Genomic DNA, 18,854 nt, shown 5'->3' on the forward strand with positions numbered 1-18,854 from the left:
AAATAGGTTTTTATAGAGGTCTTGATATAATTATAAACTCTTCAGGGCCTTTTTGATCAGCTCTTCCAAGTTTTGCAATAGTGGTTCGTTCTTCATAACTCTCTGGATTGCCGCATCCGCCATATTCCGGGCTATGCCAAGAGTTACCAGAGCATTTAACGCATCTTCATGAATTGTATTGTTTACAGTGGCAGATAATTGTAGTCCGACTGTATCCTTTTGTTTCTTAACCTTATCTTTTAATTCCAGAATAATTCTTTTGGCTGTTTTGGCTCCTATGCCTTTTACACTTTCCAGCATTTTTTCATTTTCCATCATAATGGCCCGCTGGACGTCTTCCGGTTGAAGAGAAGACAACATCATTCTCGCCGTACTGGCGCCTACTCCCGATACGCTGATCAGCAATAAAAAGAGGTTTTTTTCTGCTTCCTCGAAAAAACCATACAGCGTATGTGCATCCTCTTTGATCTGCAGGAAGGTTAACAATTTGCAGCTGTCCAGGCCCTGTATCCTCGAATAGGTGTTCAGACTGATCTGAACTTCATACCCTACTCCGTGCACATCCATATGAACCAAAGCCGGTGACTTATAAGCCAATTTTCCATCCAAATAAGCGATCATAGAAGGTAAAGGTTCGATAATTTACTTAAACTTACGAAAAAAGAGGAATAATTTATCCCTGTGATAATAACGGCAAAGATGCTAACTTTTAACGGATTGACAAGCCTTTAACGGGTTCATATGGGACTTTTTTAGGAAATATTCGTTTATATCGTATTTTTACGCCTCGATTTAAACACATATTTTAGTTTATATGAATAAAATTACGGCCGCTATTACAGCGGTGGGTGGATATGTTCCTGACTATGTGCTGACCAATCAGGAACTGGAAAAACTGGTAGACACAACAGATGAGTGGATTTTAACCAGAACGGGCATCTCCGAAAGAAGAATTCTCAAAGGAGAAGGGAAAGGTACTTCCGACTTATGTGTACCGATCGCCCTTGAAATCTGCAGAAAGAGAGGCATCACCCCCGAAGATATCGATCTGCTGATCGTTGCCACCGTAACCCCCGACATGACCTTCCCCGCCACAGCCAATGTTGTAACAGATAAAATCGGAGCAAAGAATGCATTCGGTTTCGACATCAGTGCTGCCTGCTCCGGCTTTCTGTATGCACTGGACACCGGCGCACGGTTTATTGAAAGTGGCCGTTATCAGAAAGTAATGGTGATTGGCGCCGACAAAATGAGCGCTATCATGGACTATACAGACAGAACTACCTGCATCATCTTCGGTGACGGCGGCGGCGGCGTACTGCTGGAGCCCAACTACGAAGGATACGGCGTGGTGGACAGCATCCTGAAAAGCGACGGCCATGGCCGCGAATACCTCCACATGAAGGCCGGCGGCTCGGTAAAACCAGCTACCATCGAAACTGTGCAGAACCGTGAACACTTCGTGTACCAGGAAGGTAAAATGGTGTTCAAATACGCTGTTTCCAACATGTCCGAAGCTGCCAACGGCATCCTCGAGCGGAATAACCTCACTGCGGAAAGCATCGCCTGGCTTGTACCGCACCAGGCCAACAAACGTATTATCGCAGCCACTGCGCAGTACATCAACCTGCCCGAAGAAAAGGTCATGATGAACATCCACCGCTACGGCAACACCACTGCGGGGACCATTCCTTTATGCCTGTGGGACTACGAAAAACAGCTGAAAAAAGGCGATAACCTTATCATGGCCGCATTTGGCGGCGGCTTCACCTGGGGCGCCAGCTATATCAAGTGGGCTTACGACGGCGAAAAATACGGCAAGTAATTTTTCACGGTAAAATATACCCGAAGGCCAGGTACGAATGTTCCTGGCCTTCTGCTATAATATAGCCCTGCATCATCTTCATCAGGTCCCGACTGATCACCAGCCCCAATGCCAGTCCGTTGTCCTGCCAGTTTTCCAGTCCGGCCAGCACAAAACGGGTATCTTCTCCTGTCTTTGCCTTTATATGCACTTCCGTTTGCCCCATGGACTGGTCGACGGTTATTTCCAGCATGCTGCCCGTTGTGGCAACGGCCACGGCTATCTGCAACAGCTGTATGTTCACCAGCTTCAGCATTTCCTCGTCCGCCAGTACCGACACGTTTTCCGGAATATAGTTCTTTACCATCAGCCTTTTCTTTTCCAGCTCCGCTTCCAGCGGTCCGAGCGCACTCTGGATCAACGGCAGCAGCCGGCAGCGCACCGGCTCATAATGGTAGCCGGACAATTGCAGCCGCAACCATTTGAGGATATTGTCAAAAACCTCCAGCACCTTTCCGGAAGTAGCACTGATATGCCTGAGCCAGGTGGCCATTTCCGCTTTGGACAGTTTACCCGATTTAAACCTTGCCGCTACCTCTGTCAGATGCACTAATGGCCCCCGGAAATCCCGCGCCAGTATGCTTATCAGCTTATTTTTAAAGGCATCTGTTTCTGTGAGGGCTGCATTCAGTGCGGCTATATCCCGGTAACTCCGCAGCAGGGCTTCATCCTGCTGTTTTAACCGCTGGTAATGCCAATACCGTTCAAAAGCTACCACCAGCAACAACACCAGTACTATCAGCACGCCTACCGCCAGCAACCGGTTATTGTCTGAAGCCGCCAGTTCAGCTGCCAGCACCTGCTGCTGACGTTTATTCTGCTGCGCCAGGTCGGCGACGGCTTTTTCCTTCAGAAAAATTTCGATATAATCAAAGGAATGCGCGTTGGGCTGGTAACGTTTCTCCGCTGCCAGTTGCATGATCTCCCGGCCATACTGCACCATGCGGGCGTTGTCTTTTTTCTGTTTGTAATAATCGTATAGCCGTGCCAGCCAATAAAGGTTTAACTCGATGCTACCCGTTTGCACTCCTAACAGGTACGCTTTTTCCTGGTACCGGGCGGTATCGGGATGGTAGCCCATGCGGGGAAAATCATCCAACCGCCCGTACATGTCCATGGCTACATAAGGCATCCCTGCACGCAATGCGTTATCTGCCAGCCGGTAGATAGCTTCTTCTGCCTGCCTGCCCTGTCCCTGTTGTACCAGGTCGTTCAGCGAATAAGCATCTATATAAAAACTGATTTTGGAGCGCGGGTACTTATTCACCACCTGGCGCGCCCGTTTCAGTGCCCAGTGCACCGAGTCCGCATGCGCACTGTCTTTATAAAAACGCATAACGTAGTTGATTAACAGTATCCCATATACGGAATCCTTGTCCGGTGGCAGCCGGCTGGCCATCTTAAACGCCTGGTAAAAGTAGTTGTTGGCATCTTCCTTCCGGCCGGTGTTGCGATAGTACAGGTAAATATTACTGAGTGTTTTGGCTACCCGGGCGGAATCGCCCAGCTGTTCATGTATTTTGAGAGCCCGGTAAGCGTAGATGCCGGCCACGCCGAAATCCGTTTTCAGGGCGTAGTACCAGCTCATCAGGTCGTTGGCGTCTGCGTGCCCCCTGGCATCGTGCAGCCTGGCTGCCATGTCCCGTACTTTTATAGCGTACTGAAAACTGCTGTCCACGTCTATCACAGCGTACAAGGCGCTTATCCGGCCCAGTACCACGAGGTAGCCGGCGCTGTCACGCTGGCGCGACAGCTCCCGCTGCAGTTCCGGCAGCTGCGGCGTCTGCGCCTGTAGCTGTAAGCCCAACAGGGACAGCAAAGTAATAATGTAACAGTTACGCATATACGTTTTATGGAATACTATGGGATTAAATCGTGTACTCCATCATGAGAAACCCTTCCGCTTCTTCTTCTACGACGAGGCCTCCCTTCATCTTCTGCATAAAGTCCCGGCTGATAATAATACCTAACGCAAAAATATTGTGTTCTTTGTCTTTCAGTTCTTCGAGCAACTTACGGGTGGCGGCGCCGCCATCAGCCATGAACCGCACGGTTGATTTTCCTTTTTCTCCGTAAGACGAGATCAGGAGCAGGGTGCCGGGCCGGGCTGTACTCACGGCCACCTGCAGCAACTGCACATTCACCAGCTGCAGTATCTCCGGGTCTGCAATCACCGTGAGCCGTGGCCCAACGCGGTTTACGATGACCAGCTGCTTGTCCTGTATCTCCGCCTGCAGCGGCTGCAATGCCTCCGCAATGACCGGCAGCAGTTCTGTGGTGACGGGCTTGTAAACGAAACCTGACAGCTGCAGCTTCAGCCACTTCAGGATGTTATTGAACGCATCCAGCGTTTTCCGGGAAGCATTACCGATCTGTTTCAACAGGCTCACCACCTCCGGTTGCGTGAGCGTGCCCGTTTTCAGTTGATCAGCCACCGCGATGATATGATGCAGCGGTGTTCGGAAGTCCGTCGCCAGCATACTGATCAGCCTGTTCTTAAAAACATCGTTCTCCGTCAGGGCTGCGTTGTTTCTGGCCAGCTGCACATAACTGAAGGCCAGCGCGTTCTCCTGCTGTTTCCAGCGCCGGTAGTGCAGGTACCTGCTGGTCAGCAGCGCCAGCAACAGGAATATGATGATCAGCAGTCCTGCCACAATGAGGGAGCGGTTCTTTTTCGCTGCCAGCTCTTTTTCCAGCTCCTGGTGCTGCATCCGGGTAGAGAGAGACAGTGCCGCCAGTTTTTTTTCTTTCAGAAAAAAATCGATATAGGCAGCCTGGGGCAGGCTGTTATGATAGCGGTCCTTCGCGGCCAGCCGCATAATTTCGTTGCCATAGTACACCACCCGCTCCGGCTGCCGATGATGCCGGTAATAATCGTACAACCGTCCCAGCCAGTACAGGTTTAATTCCATGCTGGCCGACTGCCGTGCCACTTCGTACGCCTGTTCCTGGTAACGGGTAGAATCTGCGAAGTAACCAAGGCGTTGAAAATCATATAGCCGGCCATACATGTCCATCGCTACATAGGGCATCCCTTTTTGCCGGGCAAGGTCAGCGAGGGCATAAATCCGTTCCTCTGCCGCTTTGCCCTTGCCTGCCTGCACCATGAGGTCGGCCTCGAATGCCGCAACATAAAAAACAGCCCTGCTGTCGGGATATTTCTTCAGGATGGTGCCGGCCCTCCGCAACACCAGGCGGACAGAGTCTGTTTTAGTACTATCGTCGAAAAAGCGCCAGGCATAGTTGACCAGCATCGTGGCCGCCATAGAATCTTTATCCGGCGGGAGGCGGTTGGCCATATGAAAAGCACGATAGAAATAATTATTGGCTTCCACCGGGTGACCTGAATTTTTATAACAGCCATAGATAATGTTCAGCGAACGGACCATTTGCGCGGAGTCGCCCAGCTGCGCATTGAGCAGCAGCGCCTTATACGCATACTGGATGCCTACATTATAATCTGTTTTAGCCGTATAATACCATCCCAGCATGTTGTTGGCGTCTGCCATGCCTTTAAGGTCGTGTCGCCGGCCGGCGATTTCCAGCACCTGGCGGGCATAATAGAAAGAACTATCGAGGTTGATACTGGCATACAGGGCACCCATCTTGCCCAATACAGATACATAACCGGCGCTGTCATGCTGTTGCGCCAGGTCACGCTGCAAACGGGGCAATATGGCTGCCTGGCCGCTGCTCTCCTGCACCCGCAACAATAAACAGCCCAGTATCGCCAGTGCTGTTACATAACCTTTACGCATCAATACTTTTATCATCCTGACAGTATCCCTTTAAACATCTATTTCCGGTACCCGGTAGAAGAACGTGCTTCCACCTTCTGCGTTATTCTGTGCACCCGCCTCCCCATTCATCTTGTCAATAAAGTCACGGCAGATGATCAATGCCAGGCCCGCTCCTTTACCGGTCCTCTTACTGGCGTAACTTTCACTGTTGTAGGTAAACAGCCCTGGCAGCACCTCCGGGTCTATGCCCGGCCCCTGGTCGCGGAAGAAAACTTTCACAAAATTACCTTCACGTATAGCCGTTATCGTTATCACGCCATTCTCCGGTGAAAACTTGATGGCGTTATGCAGGAAATTACGATGAATAAACTGCAGCATTTCAAAGTCTCCCTGCACGGTTAACCCTTCCGGCACCTGCTGCTGCAGCCGGATATTTTTTTCACGCAGCAGATGCTGTACGTTACGGGCAGACATCTCCAGCATATCGGCCAGCACAAAGGAATGCGGCCGGTATACAAATCCCGACAGCTGCGTGCGCATCCAGCTGAGTATTTCTTCAAAAACAGTCAGGGTGGCGGTAGCGGTTTGTTCCACTTCCATCACCATACCGGTAGCATCTTCGGGGGTGAGAATATCTTCATTGACAAAACCAGTGATATCAATAATGTTATACAACGGCGTCCGGAAATCATGCGCGATCAGCGAGATCAGTTTGTTCTTGAAGTCGTCGTTTTTTTTCAATACCTCGTTGGCGGCGGCGATCTCTGTCTTCACGCGGGCAAGGCGCTGCGAGCGCAGGCGGGAAGAGCGGTAGGAACGTACCAGGAACCAGGTAAGCACCAGCAGCAGCAGGATAATGGCTACCACGAAAATGAACAGGTATTGCGAGTAGCGTTGTGCCAGCCTCGTTTTCTGCAGCGCCGTCTGCTGCAGGTCTGACTGTATTTTCAGGGAGTCCAGTGTCTGGTCCTGCAGCGAATAGGCGATATAGTCCATTTCTCCCTGCTGCATATCATCCTGCTGCTGTTGCATGATATTCAGTGCAATGCGGCTGTAGCGGGCGGCCTGCAGCGTATCTTTCTCCCGCTGGAAATAATGATACAGCTGTGTTACCTGCGGCAGCAACAGACCGATATATCCGCCGGCGACGGCATGGGACACCGCATCCTGGAGATGTACCAGCGAGTCCGGTTCCCCGAGCTGGCTTTTGTACTCCGACAGTTCCATCGAGGCACGCATGGCATAATACTCAAACCCTTCTCTGATGGCGGTATCAAGCACTTGCCGTACCCTTTTTTTTGCGGCTTCAAAACGTTCGGCCAGGTAGTCTTCGTTGGCCAGCAGCAGCCGGATATACAGCAGCTCACGGGTGTCGCGGTAGCGTTCTGCCAGCGTAGTGGCCTCGGACAGTGCAGCAGCAACTGCCTCCCGGGTGCTGCTGTCGGTATAATTGATAGCGTAATAGTTGCCCAGCCCGAGGGCGTGCAGCGAATCTTCTTTCAGGTCCTTCGTCAGCTGCAGCGACTGTGCCACGTAATCATTCGCCGACGCCAGTTTACCGGTAAAATAGTGATAGATGCCAATATTCATCATCACCTGCGATACATTGACAGAATCGCCGGCTTTACGGCTTTCTTCCAGGGCATCATTATAAAAGAGGTAGGAGAGGTAACGATGGGGACGGAGGGCATAATAGTTTCCCAGGTTACGCAGGGCCCGGGCTTTGCCGGAGGGATAACCGATACGTACGGCCATATCTCTTGCCATGGACGCATAACGGCCGCAGCTGTCCAGCTGACAGGCCTGATACACCGCCGCCAGTCTGTTCAGGGCATCTACATAAGTCACGCTGTCGCCTATGTGCGGCAGTTGTGATTTAATCCTGCCGATTTCTTTATGCTGCCCATGCAGCAATGTCGGGAAAACAAACAACAACCAGCACATATGCAACAGCATATATCGTCTGAGGATCATCATAATTCAACCGGAAAAGTAAAAATAATACAGCGAACCCTGCACCGTTGGCAGCTGTTCATTTTGTTCATTTTCACCCGGCACTGACTATATCTCGAACACCAGTCCTTTACGCATCAGCACTTCATACCTCGCGGGGTCAAAACGATACAGGTGTGCGCCTTTTTTGGAAGAGGTCTTATCCTTTTCCTCCAGCTTCTCCATTACATCCAGTGATAGTATTTTCTTTCTGAAGTTACGCTTATCAAGTGTCTTTTGGTATATTTCTTCGTAGAGGCTTCTGAGCTGTGATAAAGTGAATTTCTCCGGCAGCAGTTCAAACCCGATAGGGTGAAAATGTGCATTGTTACGCAGTTGTACCAATGCGTCGTTGATCATTCTGTTGTGGTCGAATATAAGCCCCGGGATTTCATGCAGCTCCAGCCAGTGCGCTCCATGCTCCTGGGCTAACGGACGGTCATGGTCTTTGATGCGGATCAGTGCATAATAGGCTACGGATATTACCCGGGCGCCGGTATCACGGTGTACTTCTCCGTAACAATGCAGCTGGTCCATATAGATATTTTCCAGGCCGGTGGTCAGTTTGAGGACCCTCGCCGCAGCGTCGTCGGTACTCTCTTCCTCCTGAACAAAGCCTCCTACGAGCGACCATTCGCCGGCCATAGGCGCCAGTTTTCGCTTCATCACCAACAACTTCAGCTTGCCTTCGTCGAAACCAAAGATGATACAATCTACTGCCACCAGATGTTTCGGGGCCTGTCCATAAAAAGAAGCTGCATTCATAAAAGGGAATTTTTCCTGCGTATATGAGGTAAAAATAATATAAATCGCCTACTTTTTAGGCTTAAAACGATGGTAGTCAGTAGCAGGAACGCGGTCAACCCCCAGCTGGTGCAACATACGCACCAGCTGCCCGCGGTAAAAAGTACTGTGGTTGCTGTAATCCATCACGGCATCCTGTACCGGCAGCTTCACCTGCTCCCCTTTACGTGGCGTAAAGGCGATGGTATGGTTCAATCTCGCTTCAGTAGCCTGCTTTACCCATTCCTGCAGCCGGAGCGACTGCCGCAGCAACGCTTCGCAGGCTTCCGCAAAAGTACCGCTAAATGAAGCTGTCGGGTCCACCGGTTGTTCCGTCAGCTGCAACCGCTGATACCAGATACTCTCCCGGTGCCACATGTGACAGACCGTTTTAAACAGGGAAGGAAAACTGCCGCCAAGGTCCTGCATGACCTGCTCCGCATTCAGCTTCAACATGACCGCCACCAGCTGTTGGTTAGCCCAGTGGTTATAAGATGCGAACCGCACCAGGATTTCTTTCATGTATAAAAGGTTAATTAATCAAATCCTAATGATTCTCCAACAAATTACAATATTGTTTGTCAATTTACCTGCGGGCGGCGGAAAAAATGATGGTCCACCGCTTCCCGTAATGCAATGGCCAATCCCGGTACGGCCGGCGGCGAAGCCAGCGGCCATCAGAAGGCCGCCCTGTACCCGCTGACAGCGGGTACAGGGCGGCCCCTGCCTTTGGTGCGGATGCCAAACAGATCCCGTAATTTTGATTATTTTGCAGCAGGCGAAACAACCGCCGTCCGGATCAGACAGCCGGTTCGCCTGTATAAACAAACACCACATGGCAGATATAACGTTAAGGATTGCACGAAAAGAAGATTGTCCCCGGTTGATGGAACTCATCCGGGAGCTGGCAGCATATGAAAACGCACCACAGGAAGTAACCGTAAGCCTTGCCCATTTTGAAGAAGCCGGCTTTGGCGCCAGCCCGGTATGGAAGGCTTTTGTGGCCACCACTCCCGATGCGGACGGCAAAGAGCTGATAGTGGGTTTTGCCCTGTTTTACATTCGCTACTCTACCTGGAAAGGTTGCCGCTTGTACATGGAAGACCTCATCGTGACAGAACAATGGCGCGGTAAAGGTATTGGTAAACTGCTGCTGGACCGCATCATCGAAGAAGCGAAAGAAAGGCAATACAGTGGCGTACTCTGGCAGGTACTGGAATGGAACGAACCGGCCATCAACTTTTACAAAAAGTATGCAGCGAAGTTCGACGCAGAGTGGGTGAACGTCAGCGTGGAGTTATCCTAAACTTCCCGTTTATAATATTCTCATCCGGTATGTCATCAATCATCATTAATATTGATGACATACATTTTTACCATGATTTTTCTTCACGATTTCAGAGACCTCCGGGGAGAATCCACCGAAACCCTCAGCCATACGTTCAACGACGCATTCAGCGACTATATCGTACCGATGCACCTCACCCCTTCCATCCTTGAACAGAAGATGAAAGCTGAAAACCTCCGGCGCGAATGGTCGATCGGCGCTTTTAACGGCAACGATCTTGGTGCGTTTATCCTTCACGGCACTAACCATGACACGCATCCCACCGTACTGTATAATGGCGGCACCGGCGTAACGCCCGCCTATCGCGGACAACACCTGATACAAAAAATGTATCAGCAATTCATCCCGCATTATCAACGGGCCGGCATCCGGAAAATATTGCTGGAAGTGATCACTTCCAATCTACCTGCTATTAAAGCCTATACGAACAGCGGTTTTCATAAACTGCGCACATTCCACTGCTACAAAGGCACCGCCACCATTACTGCCACCAATCCCGATGTCACCATCCGGGAAACAGCGCAGCCGGATTGGGCCTTGTTCAATACATTCATGGATATGGAACCCGCCTGGAGCAACAATGCAGCCAGCATAGAAAGGGAGCATCCGGTTACCGCCACCTGGGAAGCCCTGCTGGACGGACAGTCAGCAGGTTATATCACCGTGCATAAAGACAGCCGTCGCATCCGCAACATCGGCGTACATCCCGGTTTCCGCCGCCGTGGCATTGCCAGTACGCTGCTGCAGCATGTAGCTGCCGCACTGGATGGCCCCATGAGCATTATCAACATAGATGAAAAAAATCCGGAGATAAGTGCTTTCCTGGAGAAGTCGGGACTCGGGCACTATCTGTCACAATATGAAATGGCCATAGAGATTTAGAGATTTTTTGATTTACGGATTTTGGAATATAAAAAATGCAGCGGAGATCACACTATAGCGTGATCTCCGCTGCATTTTAAATTTCTAAATATCAAAATCAGGAAATGCGCAAATCGGTTAGCTGATGCCATTCACCGTCACTTCTTTGGCAATTTTTTGCACCAGTCCCTGTAACACTTTACCCGGGCCCACTTCGGTGAATTCAGTCGCACCATCGGCTACCATGGCCAGTACGGACTGGCTCCATTTTACCGGGCCGGTGAGCTGGTCGATCAGGTTTTGTTTGATCTGTGCCGGTGCTGTCACTGCAGCGGCCACCACGTTTTGGTATACCGGGCAGGCAGGTGTATTGAAGGCCGCTTTTTCGATAGCAGCTTTCAGTTCTTCACGGGCAGATTCCATCAGCGGAGAGTGGAAGGCACCACCTACCGGCAGGATCATGGCTCTTTTAGCACCGGCAGCTTTTAATTCAGCACAGGCAGTCTCCACCGCTTTGAGGGTACCGGAAATCACCAGTTGGCCGGGGCTGTTATAGTTGGCCGGCACCACCACTTCATTGGTTTCAGCGGCTACCTTAACGCAGATTTCTTCTACCCTGGCATCCTCCATACCGAGGATCACAGCCATGGTAGAGGGTTGCTGCTCGCATGCTTTCTGCATGGCATTAGCCCTGATGGCAACCAGGCGCAGCGCTTCTTCGAAAGACAATACGCCGTTGGCAACGAGTGCGGAAAATTCTCCCAGGGAGTGCCCTGCTACCATGTCCGGTTGGGAATGTTCTGTGGTCAGAAAGGCAATCACAGCATGCAGGAACACTGCCGGCTGCGTTACCTTGGTTTGTTTCAGGTCTTCCTCTGTGCCGGTAAACATTACATCGGAGATGCGGAATCCCAGGATTTCGTTGGCTTTCTCAAACAGTTCCTTTGCTTTCTCATTGGTCTCATACAGGTTCTTACCCATACCCGGAAATTGCGATGCCTGCCCGGGAAATACATATGCATGCTTCATGGTTGCTATATTGTAGTGTTTATATCAGATAAAAAATAATTCAAATATACAATCAATTAGAATTTAACAAAGAATTATTACAGATGCTGCAAAGCTGCATCAAAAAGCACTAAAAACAAAAAATGGTTTAACCAGTTACTGGCTAAACCATTTTTGGAATGTCCGGGGGACTTATTTTTTAATCAGTTTCATGAACTCACTCCTGGTGGTACCATCCTGGAACTGGCCGCTGAAAGCGGAAGTGGTGGTAATGGAGTTTTGTTTGGACACGCCGCGCATCATCATACAGAGGTGCTGCGCTTCGATCACCACTGCTACGCCCTGTGGCTGCAGCGTCTCCTGGATAGCGTCCAGGATCTGGTGGGTCATGCGTTCCTGTACCTGTAGCCGGCGGGCATATACGTCCACCACGCGGGCCAGTTTGCTCAGACCGGTGATATAGCCGTTGGGAATATACGCCACATGCGCTTTGCCGAAGAAAGGCAGCATATGATGCTCGCACATGGAATACAGCTCTATATCTTTTACGATCACCATTTCACTGTACGCCTCTGTAAATTTGGCGCCGTTCAGGATCTCCCGTGCATCGAGCTGATACCCCTGCGTGAGGTACTGCATGGCTTTCGCCATCCTTTCAGGTGTTTTCAGCAATCCTTCCCTTTCAGCATCTTCTCCCAGCAGCTCGAGGCATTCTTTATAGTTCTTTACAAGACCGGACGTGATCTTTTCATCGTAACTTTCAACCTTATTATACGCCATTCTTATATGATTTTATTCGAATTCCAAATGCTTATCCCGCACCTGCCAATACTCCACAAAGTCATACTATTAGGCGTGGACAATATTATTTGCCGCCGTAATATTCCACGTATATACGGGGAGTTTCATACAGCTTAATGCAATGCAACTGTACCTCGGCAGGTAAATGCGGGGTCAACTGGTCCCAGATGGCAATCGCCAGATTTTCGGCCGATGTAAACTTACCCGCCATAAAATCCACGTCCAGATTGAGGTTACGATGGTCTATCTTCTCGATAACAGCATCCCGGATAATCACACCCAAAGTCTTTGCATTGAACACAAAGCCGGTTTCCGGGTCAGGGTTCCCTTTTATGGTTACATGCAATTCGTAGTTATGACCATGCCAGTTGTCATTGGCACATTTTCCAAATACTTCCTCGTTCTTTTCTTTGCTCCATGCCGGGTTAGACAACTTATGCGCTGCATTAAAGTTCTCTACTCGCGTTAAATAAATCATTATTGCAAAAAATTTTCGCAAAAATACCACTATTCTCTGAGTAGTCCCAAGTTTATCCTTATTCCTGTCAATTGTTTTACACTGCCAGCGATCATTTTTGCCGTACTTTTACCGCATGAAATTATTGGTTACCGCTGCGACCATACTGGAAGTCCAGCCTTTTTTGCAATTCCTGGACCGTGAAAGCCAAAAAGTATCTGCCCACCAATACCGCCTGGCCAACTGCGACATTCAATTGCTGATTGCCGGTATCGGCATGATGCATTACGCCTACAGCCTGGGCCGCCACCTCGCCACCAACCGCCCCGATATGGCCCTGCAAGCAGGTATTGCCGGCTCTTTCCGCCATGATTGGCCGCTCGGCTCCCTCGTGATGGTAGAACGCGAATATCTCGCCGACCTCGGCGCGGAAGATCATGATCAGTTTAAAGATTTATTTGATATACAACTCTGGCAGGCCTCCCAGCCTCCGTTCACCGGAAACGCCCTGGTGAACACCTTCGCCGGCCTGCCTTACCTGCCCCACCTGCCCAAAGCCACCGGCGTCAGCGTGAATATGGTCAGCGGCAGTATCCCCACCATCACCCGGCTGGAAAGCAAATACATGCCCGACGTGGAAAGCATGGAAGGCGCCGCCTTCCATTATGCCTGCCTCTCGGAAAATATTCCCTTCCTCCAGCTCCGCAGTATCTCCAACTATGTGGAAATACGGGACAAGAGCAAGTGGAATATACCGCTGGCCGTGAAACAGTTGAACGAAGAACTGGTTTCAACGGTCAACTCCCTGGCAGGCTTATGTTAATAAATAAAATTTTCTAAGTATATGCACTTATCATTAGGTTTCTCACCCTGCCCGAACGATACTTTTATCTTCGATGCCATAGTTAATAACAAGATCGATACGCAAGGACTGACATTTGATACGCAGCTGGAAGATGTGGAAACGCTCAACCGCTGGGCGCTTGAAGGGAAGTTGCCTGTCACCAAGCTGAGTTTTGCCGTATACCTGAAAGTAAGGGACAAATATGACCTGCTCAACAGCGGCAGCGCCCTGGGCCGTGGCTGCGGTCCCCTGCTCATCGCAAAGAAAGATATCCCCCGGGAAGAAATCAAAAATCTGACAATAGCCATCCCCGGTGAAAATACCACTGCCAACCTCCTCTTTTCCATCGCTTTCCCGGAAGCGACCCATAAAAAAGTAATGGTGTTTTCCGATATCGAGAACGCTGTGCTCAACGGCGATGTGGACGCAGGCGTGATCATCCACGAAAACCGCTTCACCTATCAGCTCAAAGGCCTCGTGAAACTCATGGACATGGGCGAATACTGGGAATCCACCACCGGCAACCCGATCCCCCTCGGCGGTATCTTCATCCGTAAAGATATTCCTGCCGAAACACGGGCACAGGTAGATGCCCTGATCCATAAAAGCCTGCAGCATGCCTACAGTGAATATCCGCAGCTGTCTGACTACATCAAGTCACACGCACAGGAAATGGATGAACAGGTGATGCGCCAGCATATAGACCTGTATGTCAACGATTTCAGTCTCGACCTTGGCCAAGAAGGCCACGCAGCAGTAGATGCCCTGATGACAGCCGCCGAAAAAATTGCTTCACGCTAAGACATCACGCAAAGGCGCTAAGCAGCAAAGACGCAAAGATTTATAAAGACAATAAGAAAGCAAAGGAGCGAAGATCAAATCGAATTGATCTTCGCTCCTTTGCTTTCTTTGTTTTCTTATCTTATTTCTTTGCGTCTTTGCTGCTTAGCGCCTTTGCGTGATGTCTTAGCGGGAAAGCGCCTTTCCATACACTTCCAGCGCTCTTTTCCTCGCCACATCATGTTCCACCATCGGAGCCGGATAAGAAAACTCATCCAGCTCCGGCACCCAGCGCCGGATGTATTGCAGCTGTTTATCAAATTTCTGCGTCTGCAACGACGGATTAAACACGCGGAAATAAGGCGCCGCATCACAACCGCAACCTGCCGCCCATTGCCAGTTGCCATTGTTGGAAGCGAGATCGTAATCCAGCAATTTAGCAGCGAAGTAAGCTTCTCCCCATCGCCAGTCGATCAACAGATGTTTGGTCAGAAAACTCGCGGTGATCATTCTTACCCGGTTATGCATAAAGCCGGTGGTATTCAGTTCCCGCATCCCTGCATCCACGATAGGATAACCCGTCTGCCCCTGGCACCAGCGTTCAAAATCCTTTTCATTGTTCCGCCATGCAATACGATCATATTCCTTCTTAAACGAAGCGTGTGTTACCTCCGGGAAATGCCACAGGATCATCTGGAAAAACTCCCGCCAGATCAACTCTTTCAGGAATGTATCATTATCCTTCAGCGCTGTTTTTACCAGCTCCCGGATACTGAGTGTGCCAAACCGCAAATGTATCCCCAAACGGGAAGTACCTTGTATGGCAGGAATATCGCGGGTTTCCTCATAGTGACGGATGATTTTTTCCGGGATGTCTGCCGGCGGAAAATCTGTTTGTTCAGCGACGAACCCCATCGTTTTCAGTGAAGGTATTTTCAATGGTGCCTGCCGGTGCCAGTTACCGGTGTACTTCTCCACCGGGTACGGCTTGTAATAAAAGGGCGTTAGGGTGGCCAGCCATCTTTTACTATAAGGCGTAAAAATCGTATATGGGTCACCGTTATCCTTCAATACCTCTTTCTTTTCAAAGATGACCTGGTCTTTATAACTATGAAAAGATATGTTCTGCGATTTCAGCCGCTTCGCGATGGCCGTATCACGTTCACGGGCGTACGGTTCATAGTCATGGTTCGTAAATACTTTACGCACATCATAGCGGGAGGTCCAGTGATCAAAGGCAGCTTCGGGTGTTCCGAAAAAAACATCCAGCGTGGCGCCCGCGGCTGTCAGTTGCTGCTGCATCGCTTCAAGCGTCTGATGAATGAAATGTACACGGCGGTCTGTTTTATCTTCCAGATCGCCGAGGATGGCTGTATCAAACACAAACACCGGTACTACCGGGTGTTCGTCTTTTAAAGCATGATATAAAGCCGCCTGGTCGTGCAGCCGCAGGTCGCGACGAAACCAGCAGAGGTTAATAACAGGTTTTATACTAGACTTTGCCATCGAATAATACTTCGTGTAAAATGGCAGCCGTGGCATTGCCATAGCTGCTGTCCCGGAAGAGACCGACCCAACGTATGCCTTGTATGGCGTTTGTCAGGAATATCTCATCTGCATTTTCCAGATCTTCCACGGTGAGTGGTTTCTCTTCCATTTTAAAAGGAAGTTCTGACCTCAGGAGATGTTTGCGCATCACCCCGCATACACCGCCTTCTGTCAATGGTGGTGTGTAGATGGTTTTATGATGCACCATACAAACGTTAGCGATGGTACTGTCTGCCACACGGCCGTACTGATTGAGCAACAGCACTTCATTGAAGCCGTGTTGTTTGGCGTACATGGCGCCCATCACATACGGGAGACAATTGTTGGATTTTATGGAAGAGAATTTATCACTGGTTTTCCTGGCGTCCGGGAAGATGTCCAGCACCAGGCCATTTTCATTCAGTTCCAATACGGTGCTGCTCAGTTCCGATGCCTGTATAAGATACGAAGGCATGTTATTGACCGGCTCATATAATCCGCCATCCGCACGGAATACAGCGAACCGCACCCGTGCCATGTCGGTCAGGTTATTCTTATGGCACAGGTCCGCTATCTGCCGGAGAAAAAAGGTTTTGGTAAAATGGGCCGGGATGTCGAAATGGAGGAGATTAAGGCTGGCCAGCAGGCGTTCGAAATGCAGATCGCCCAATACCACTTCCCCCCGCTGTACCCGCATCGTCTCGAAGCAGCCGTCTCCATATCGGAAGGAACGGTTATCCGCCGTAAAAATCGGGTCACCGGAAGGAAAATATTTACCATTATAACAGAGAAAACCAACTTGCACCTCGATCTGTATTTAGCAAGTTGTAAGTTACCCAATTATTTTGTCATTTCAGCGACCTCTTTTCGGGGACTTACCGCGGCCATAGCGGTATGCCGCCGTCGTTATTATTTATACCACCACAACGGGGATATCTCCTTCTACGATCAATCTGCCGGCAGTTTTAGCCTTGATTTCTTCCACACTTACATCCGGAGCGCGTTCCAACAGGCGGAATCCGTGGGGCGTAACTTCCATCACAGCGAGATCGGTGACGATCTTCTTCACACACTTGACGCCGGTAAGCGGTAACGTACAGGCGGAGAGCAGTTTACTTTCGCCTTTGGGATTGGTGTGCATCATGGCCACAATGATGTTCTGCGCGGAGGCAACAAGGTCCATCGCGCCCCCCATGCCCTTCACCATTTTACCCGGTATTTTCCAGTTGGCGATGTCTCCGTTGTCGGCCACTTCCATGGCGCCCAGCACGGTGAGGTCTACCTTACCGGCACGGATCATACCGAAACTTTCGGCAGAATCGAAAAAGCTGCCGCCGGGCAGGAGCGTCACGGTTTCTTTACCGGCGTTGATGAGGTCCGGATCTATATCATCGGCAGACGGGTATGGTCCCATACCGAGCATACCGTTTTCGGACTGCAGCATGATAGAGATACCGGCGGGAATGTAATTGGCAACCAGTGTGGGGATACCGATCCCCAGGTTGACATACATCCCGTCTTTTAATTCCTTTGCTATTCTTTTGGCGATACCAAATTTATCGAGAGGCATAACATACTGATTTTGGAAAGTGGAATAAATGACGTGCAGGCGTAAGGGTTACATCTGTATCGTCCTGCGTTCTATCCGTTTTTCATAACCGGCGCCCGCAAAGATGCGATGCACGTAGATGCCCGGCACATGGATGTGGTCAGGGTCCAGTTCACCGGGCTGTACCAGCTCTTCCACTTCCGCGATGGTGATATTACCGGCTTTGGCCATGGAAGTGCTGAAATTGCGGGTTGTTTTGCGGAACACCAGGTTGCCCATGGTATCGCCTTTCCAGGCTTTTACGATAGAGAAATCGGCGTGCAGCGCCATCTCCATGAGATAGTGTTTGCCGTTGAATTCACGGGTTTCTTTGCCCACGGCCACTTCTGTGCCGTAACCGGCGGGGGTGAAAAAGGCGGGGATGCCCATACCGGCCATCTGTATGCGGGTGGCGAGGGTGCCCTGCGGGATCAGGTCTACTTCCAGTTCACCGGCCAGCAACTGTCTTTCAAATTCTGCGTTTTCGCCGACATAGGAAGACATCATCTTACGGATCTGGCGGGTTTTCAGCAACAGGCCCAGTCCGAAGTCATCGACCCCGGCGTTGTTGGAAATACAGGTCAGTTCTTTTATGCCCTTTCTGACCAGCGCTGCGATACAATTCTCCGGAATACCACACAAACCAAATCCCCCCAGCATTACCACCGCGCCATCCCGGATGTCCTGTATGGCTTCGTCTGCATTTGCTACTACTTTGTTCATGTTTTGGTGTTTTATGTTGATCTTATGGCTGTCGCTTGATAAAGGGGCGTACCGTATCAGAAGCGGGTAACAGGAAAGCTTTGTCGGCATTGGGGAAAAAGCTTTTCATGCGGAATTTCACCGGTGCATTTTCTTCTACCGGGTTGCCCAGTTTATTTTTTCTGTTGGCGATATCCGCCTGCACTTTTTCAAACACGTCTTTCATACGGTCCGGGTGACTTTCATACCAGTTATAGCTGGCCATGAAGTCTTTCACCGACACCTGGTGCAGGTCCAGTATCTGTTTGTAGTAGATTTTTACGTTCTCCTGTCTGACGGAGTCCGTTACGGCGCCCGCTGTCAGCGCGCTCACTTCGTTGCCATAGGCGTCTGCCAGGGTCATGTCTACCAGGATCTTACTCATCTTATTCTTCTGGATATACTCCTTGGGGACATTGCCCGGGTCGCCACAAGCTGCCATTAAAAATATAAATCCTGTTACGAGCGCTTTAAAACGGTTATTCATTCTTTTCTAAAAAATTGTATTGCCGGAGCTGTT

General features: G+C 50.2%; 19 protein-coding genes. 5 read left to right on the forward strand and 14 right to left on the reverse strand.

What is annotated here, in order from left to right:
- Window positions 1-30: 30 nt before the first annotated feature.
- Complete coding sequence (ruvA, locus tag B5D63_RS10785) at window positions 31-621, reverse strand: Holliday junction branch migration protein RuvA (RefSeq protein WP_078668823.1); 591 nt, start codon at window positions 619-621, stop codon at window positions 31-33.
- Between the two features lie 193 nt (window positions 622-814).
- Between ruvA and B5D63_RS10790 the strand changes: the two genes are divergently transcribed.
- Entirely contained in the window at window positions 815-1,825 is a 1,011-nt protein-coding gene (locus B5D63_RS10790; protein WP_078668824.1) for a beta-ketoacyl-ACP synthase III, read from the forward strand.
- Between the two features lie 4 nt (window positions 1,826-1,829).
- Here the strand turns inward: B5D63_RS10790 and B5D63_RS10795 are convergent, their stop codons facing one another.
- The 5 genes from B5D63_RS10795 to B5D63_RS10815 form a co-directional block, all read right to left on the reverse strand.
- Window positions 1,830-3,707, reverse strand: a complete 1,878-nt coding sequence (locus B5D63_RS10795) for a sensor histidine kinase (protein WP_078668825.1) — start codon at window positions 3,705-3,707, stop codon at window positions 1,830-1,832.
- A 25-nt stretch (window positions 3,708-3,732) separates the two neighbouring features.
- Complete coding sequence (locus B5D63_RS10800; RefSeq protein WP_078668826.1) at window positions 3,733-5,637, reverse strand: sensor histidine kinase; 1,905 nt, start codon at window positions 5,635-5,637, stop codon at window positions 3,733-3,735.
- Between the two features lie 15 nt (window positions 5,638-5,652).
- The gene (locus B5D63_RS10805; protein ID WP_078668827.1) at window positions 5,653-7,581 is read right to left on the reverse strand and encodes a sensor histidine kinase; all 1,929 of its coding nucleotides are present in this window, start codon (window positions 7,579-7,581) and stop codon (window positions 5,653-5,655) included.
- A gap of 84 nt (window positions 7,582-7,665) precedes the next feature.
- Complete coding sequence (locus B5D63_RS10810) at window positions 7,666-8,361, reverse strand: NUDIX hydrolase (protein WP_078668828.1); 696 nt, start codon at window positions 8,359-8,361, stop codon at window positions 7,666-7,668.
- A 48-nt stretch (window positions 8,362-8,409) separates the two neighbouring features.
- A complete protein-coding gene (locus tag B5D63_RS10815; RefSeq protein ID WP_078668829.1) occupies window positions 8,410-8,901 on the reverse strand; it encodes a DinB family protein in 492 nt (163 codons plus the stop codon).
- A gap of 313 nt (window positions 8,902-9,214) precedes the next feature.
- Between B5D63_RS10815 and B5D63_RS10820 the strand changes: the two genes are divergently transcribed.
- Both B5D63_RS10820 and B5D63_RS10825 read left to right on the forward strand, forming a co-directional pair.
- Window positions 9,215-9,685 (forward strand): GNAT family N-acetyltransferase, encoded by a 471-nt coding sequence (locus B5D63_RS10820; RefSeq protein ID WP_078670274.1) that lies wholly within the window; start codon window positions 9,215-9,217, stop codon window positions 9,683-9,685.
- 54 nt (window positions 9,686-9,739) lie between these two features.
- A complete protein-coding gene (locus tag B5D63_RS10825) occupies window positions 9,740-10,609 on the forward strand; it encodes a GNAT family N-acetyltransferase (protein ID WP_078668830.1) in 870 nt (289 codons plus the stop codon).
- A gap of 117 nt (window positions 10,610-10,726) precedes the next feature.
- On the opposite strand, the gene fabD is transcribed toward B5D63_RS10825, so the two are convergent.
- From fabD to B5D63_RS10840, 3 genes are all read right to left on the reverse strand, one after another.
- Entirely contained in the window at window positions 10,727-11,617 is an 891-nt protein-coding gene (gene fabD / locus B5D63_RS10830) for an ACP S-malonyltransferase (protein ID WP_078668831.1), read from the reverse strand.
- Between the two features lie 171 nt (window positions 11,618-11,788).
- Window positions 11,789-12,376, reverse strand: coding sequence for a GTP cyclohydrolase I FolE (folE, locus tag B5D63_RS10835; protein WP_078668832.1), 588 nt, complete (start codon window positions 12,374-12,376; stop codon window positions 11,789-11,791).
- 85 nt (window positions 12,377-12,461) lie between these two features.
- On the reverse strand, window positions 12,462-12,875 hold the full coding sequence (locus B5D63_RS10840; protein WP_078668833.1) for a 6-pyruvoyl trahydropterin synthase family protein: 414 nt from the start codon (window positions 12,873-12,875) through the stop codon (window positions 12,462-12,464).
- A gap of 115 nt (window positions 12,876-12,990) precedes the next feature.
- Between B5D63_RS10840 and mqnB the strand changes: the two genes are divergently transcribed.
- Together mqnB and B5D63_RS10850 are read left to right on the forward strand one after the other, a co-directional pair.
- Complete coding sequence (gene mqnB, locus B5D63_RS10845; protein ID WP_078668834.1) at window positions 12,991-13,677, forward strand: futalosine hydrolase; 687 nt, start codon at window positions 12,991-12,993, stop codon at window positions 13,675-13,677.
- Between the two features lie 21 nt (window positions 13,678-13,698).
- Entirely contained in the window at window positions 13,699-14,499 is an 801-nt protein-coding gene (locus tag B5D63_RS10850; protein WP_078668835.1) for a 1,4-dihydroxy-6-naphtoate synthase, read from the forward strand.
- A 165-nt stretch (window positions 14,500-14,664) separates the two neighbouring features.
- Here the strand turns inward: B5D63_RS10850 and B5D63_RS10855 are convergent, their stop codons facing one another.
- From B5D63_RS10855 to B5D63_RS10875, 5 genes are all read right to left on the reverse strand, one after another.
- Window positions 14,665-15,984: a cryptochrome/photolyase family protein gene (locus tag B5D63_RS10855; protein WP_078668836.1), complete on the reverse strand. Its 1,320-nt coding sequence runs from the start codon at window positions 15,982-15,984 to the stop codon at window positions 14,665-14,667.
- Window positions 15,971-16,810, reverse strand: coding sequence for an aminotransferase class IV (locus B5D63_RS10860; RefSeq protein WP_078668837.1), 840 nt, complete (start codon window positions 16,808-16,810; stop codon window positions 15,971-15,973). Before B5D63_RS10860 ends, B5D63_RS10855 begins: the two co-directional genes overlap by 14 nt.
- A 108-nt stretch (window positions 16,811-16,918) precedes the next feature.
- Window positions 16,919-17,575 (reverse strand): 3-oxoacid CoA-transferase subunit B, encoded by a 657-nt coding sequence (locus B5D63_RS10865; protein ID WP_078668838.1) that lies wholly within the window; start codon window positions 17,573-17,575, stop codon window positions 16,919-16,921.
- A gap of 48 nt (window positions 17,576-17,623) precedes the next feature.
- A complete protein-coding gene (locus B5D63_RS10870; protein ID WP_078668839.1) occupies window positions 17,624-18,316 on the reverse strand; it encodes a CoA transferase subunit A in 693 nt (230 codons plus the stop codon).
- A 22-nt stretch (window positions 18,317-18,338) separates the two neighbouring features.
- The gene (locus B5D63_RS10875; protein ID WP_078668840.1) at window positions 18,339-18,821 is read right to left on the reverse strand and encodes a DUF4296 domain-containing protein; all 483 of its coding nucleotides are present in this window, start codon (window positions 18,819-18,821) and stop codon (window positions 18,339-18,341) included.
- Window positions 18,822-18,854: the final 33 nt, after the last annotated feature.

The sequence above is a fragment of the Chitinophaga eiseniae genome (assembly GCF_900167135.1).
Taxonomy (GTDB): Bacteria; Bacteroidota; Bacteroidia; order Chitinophagales; family Chitinophagaceae; genus Chitinophaga; species Chitinophaga eiseniae.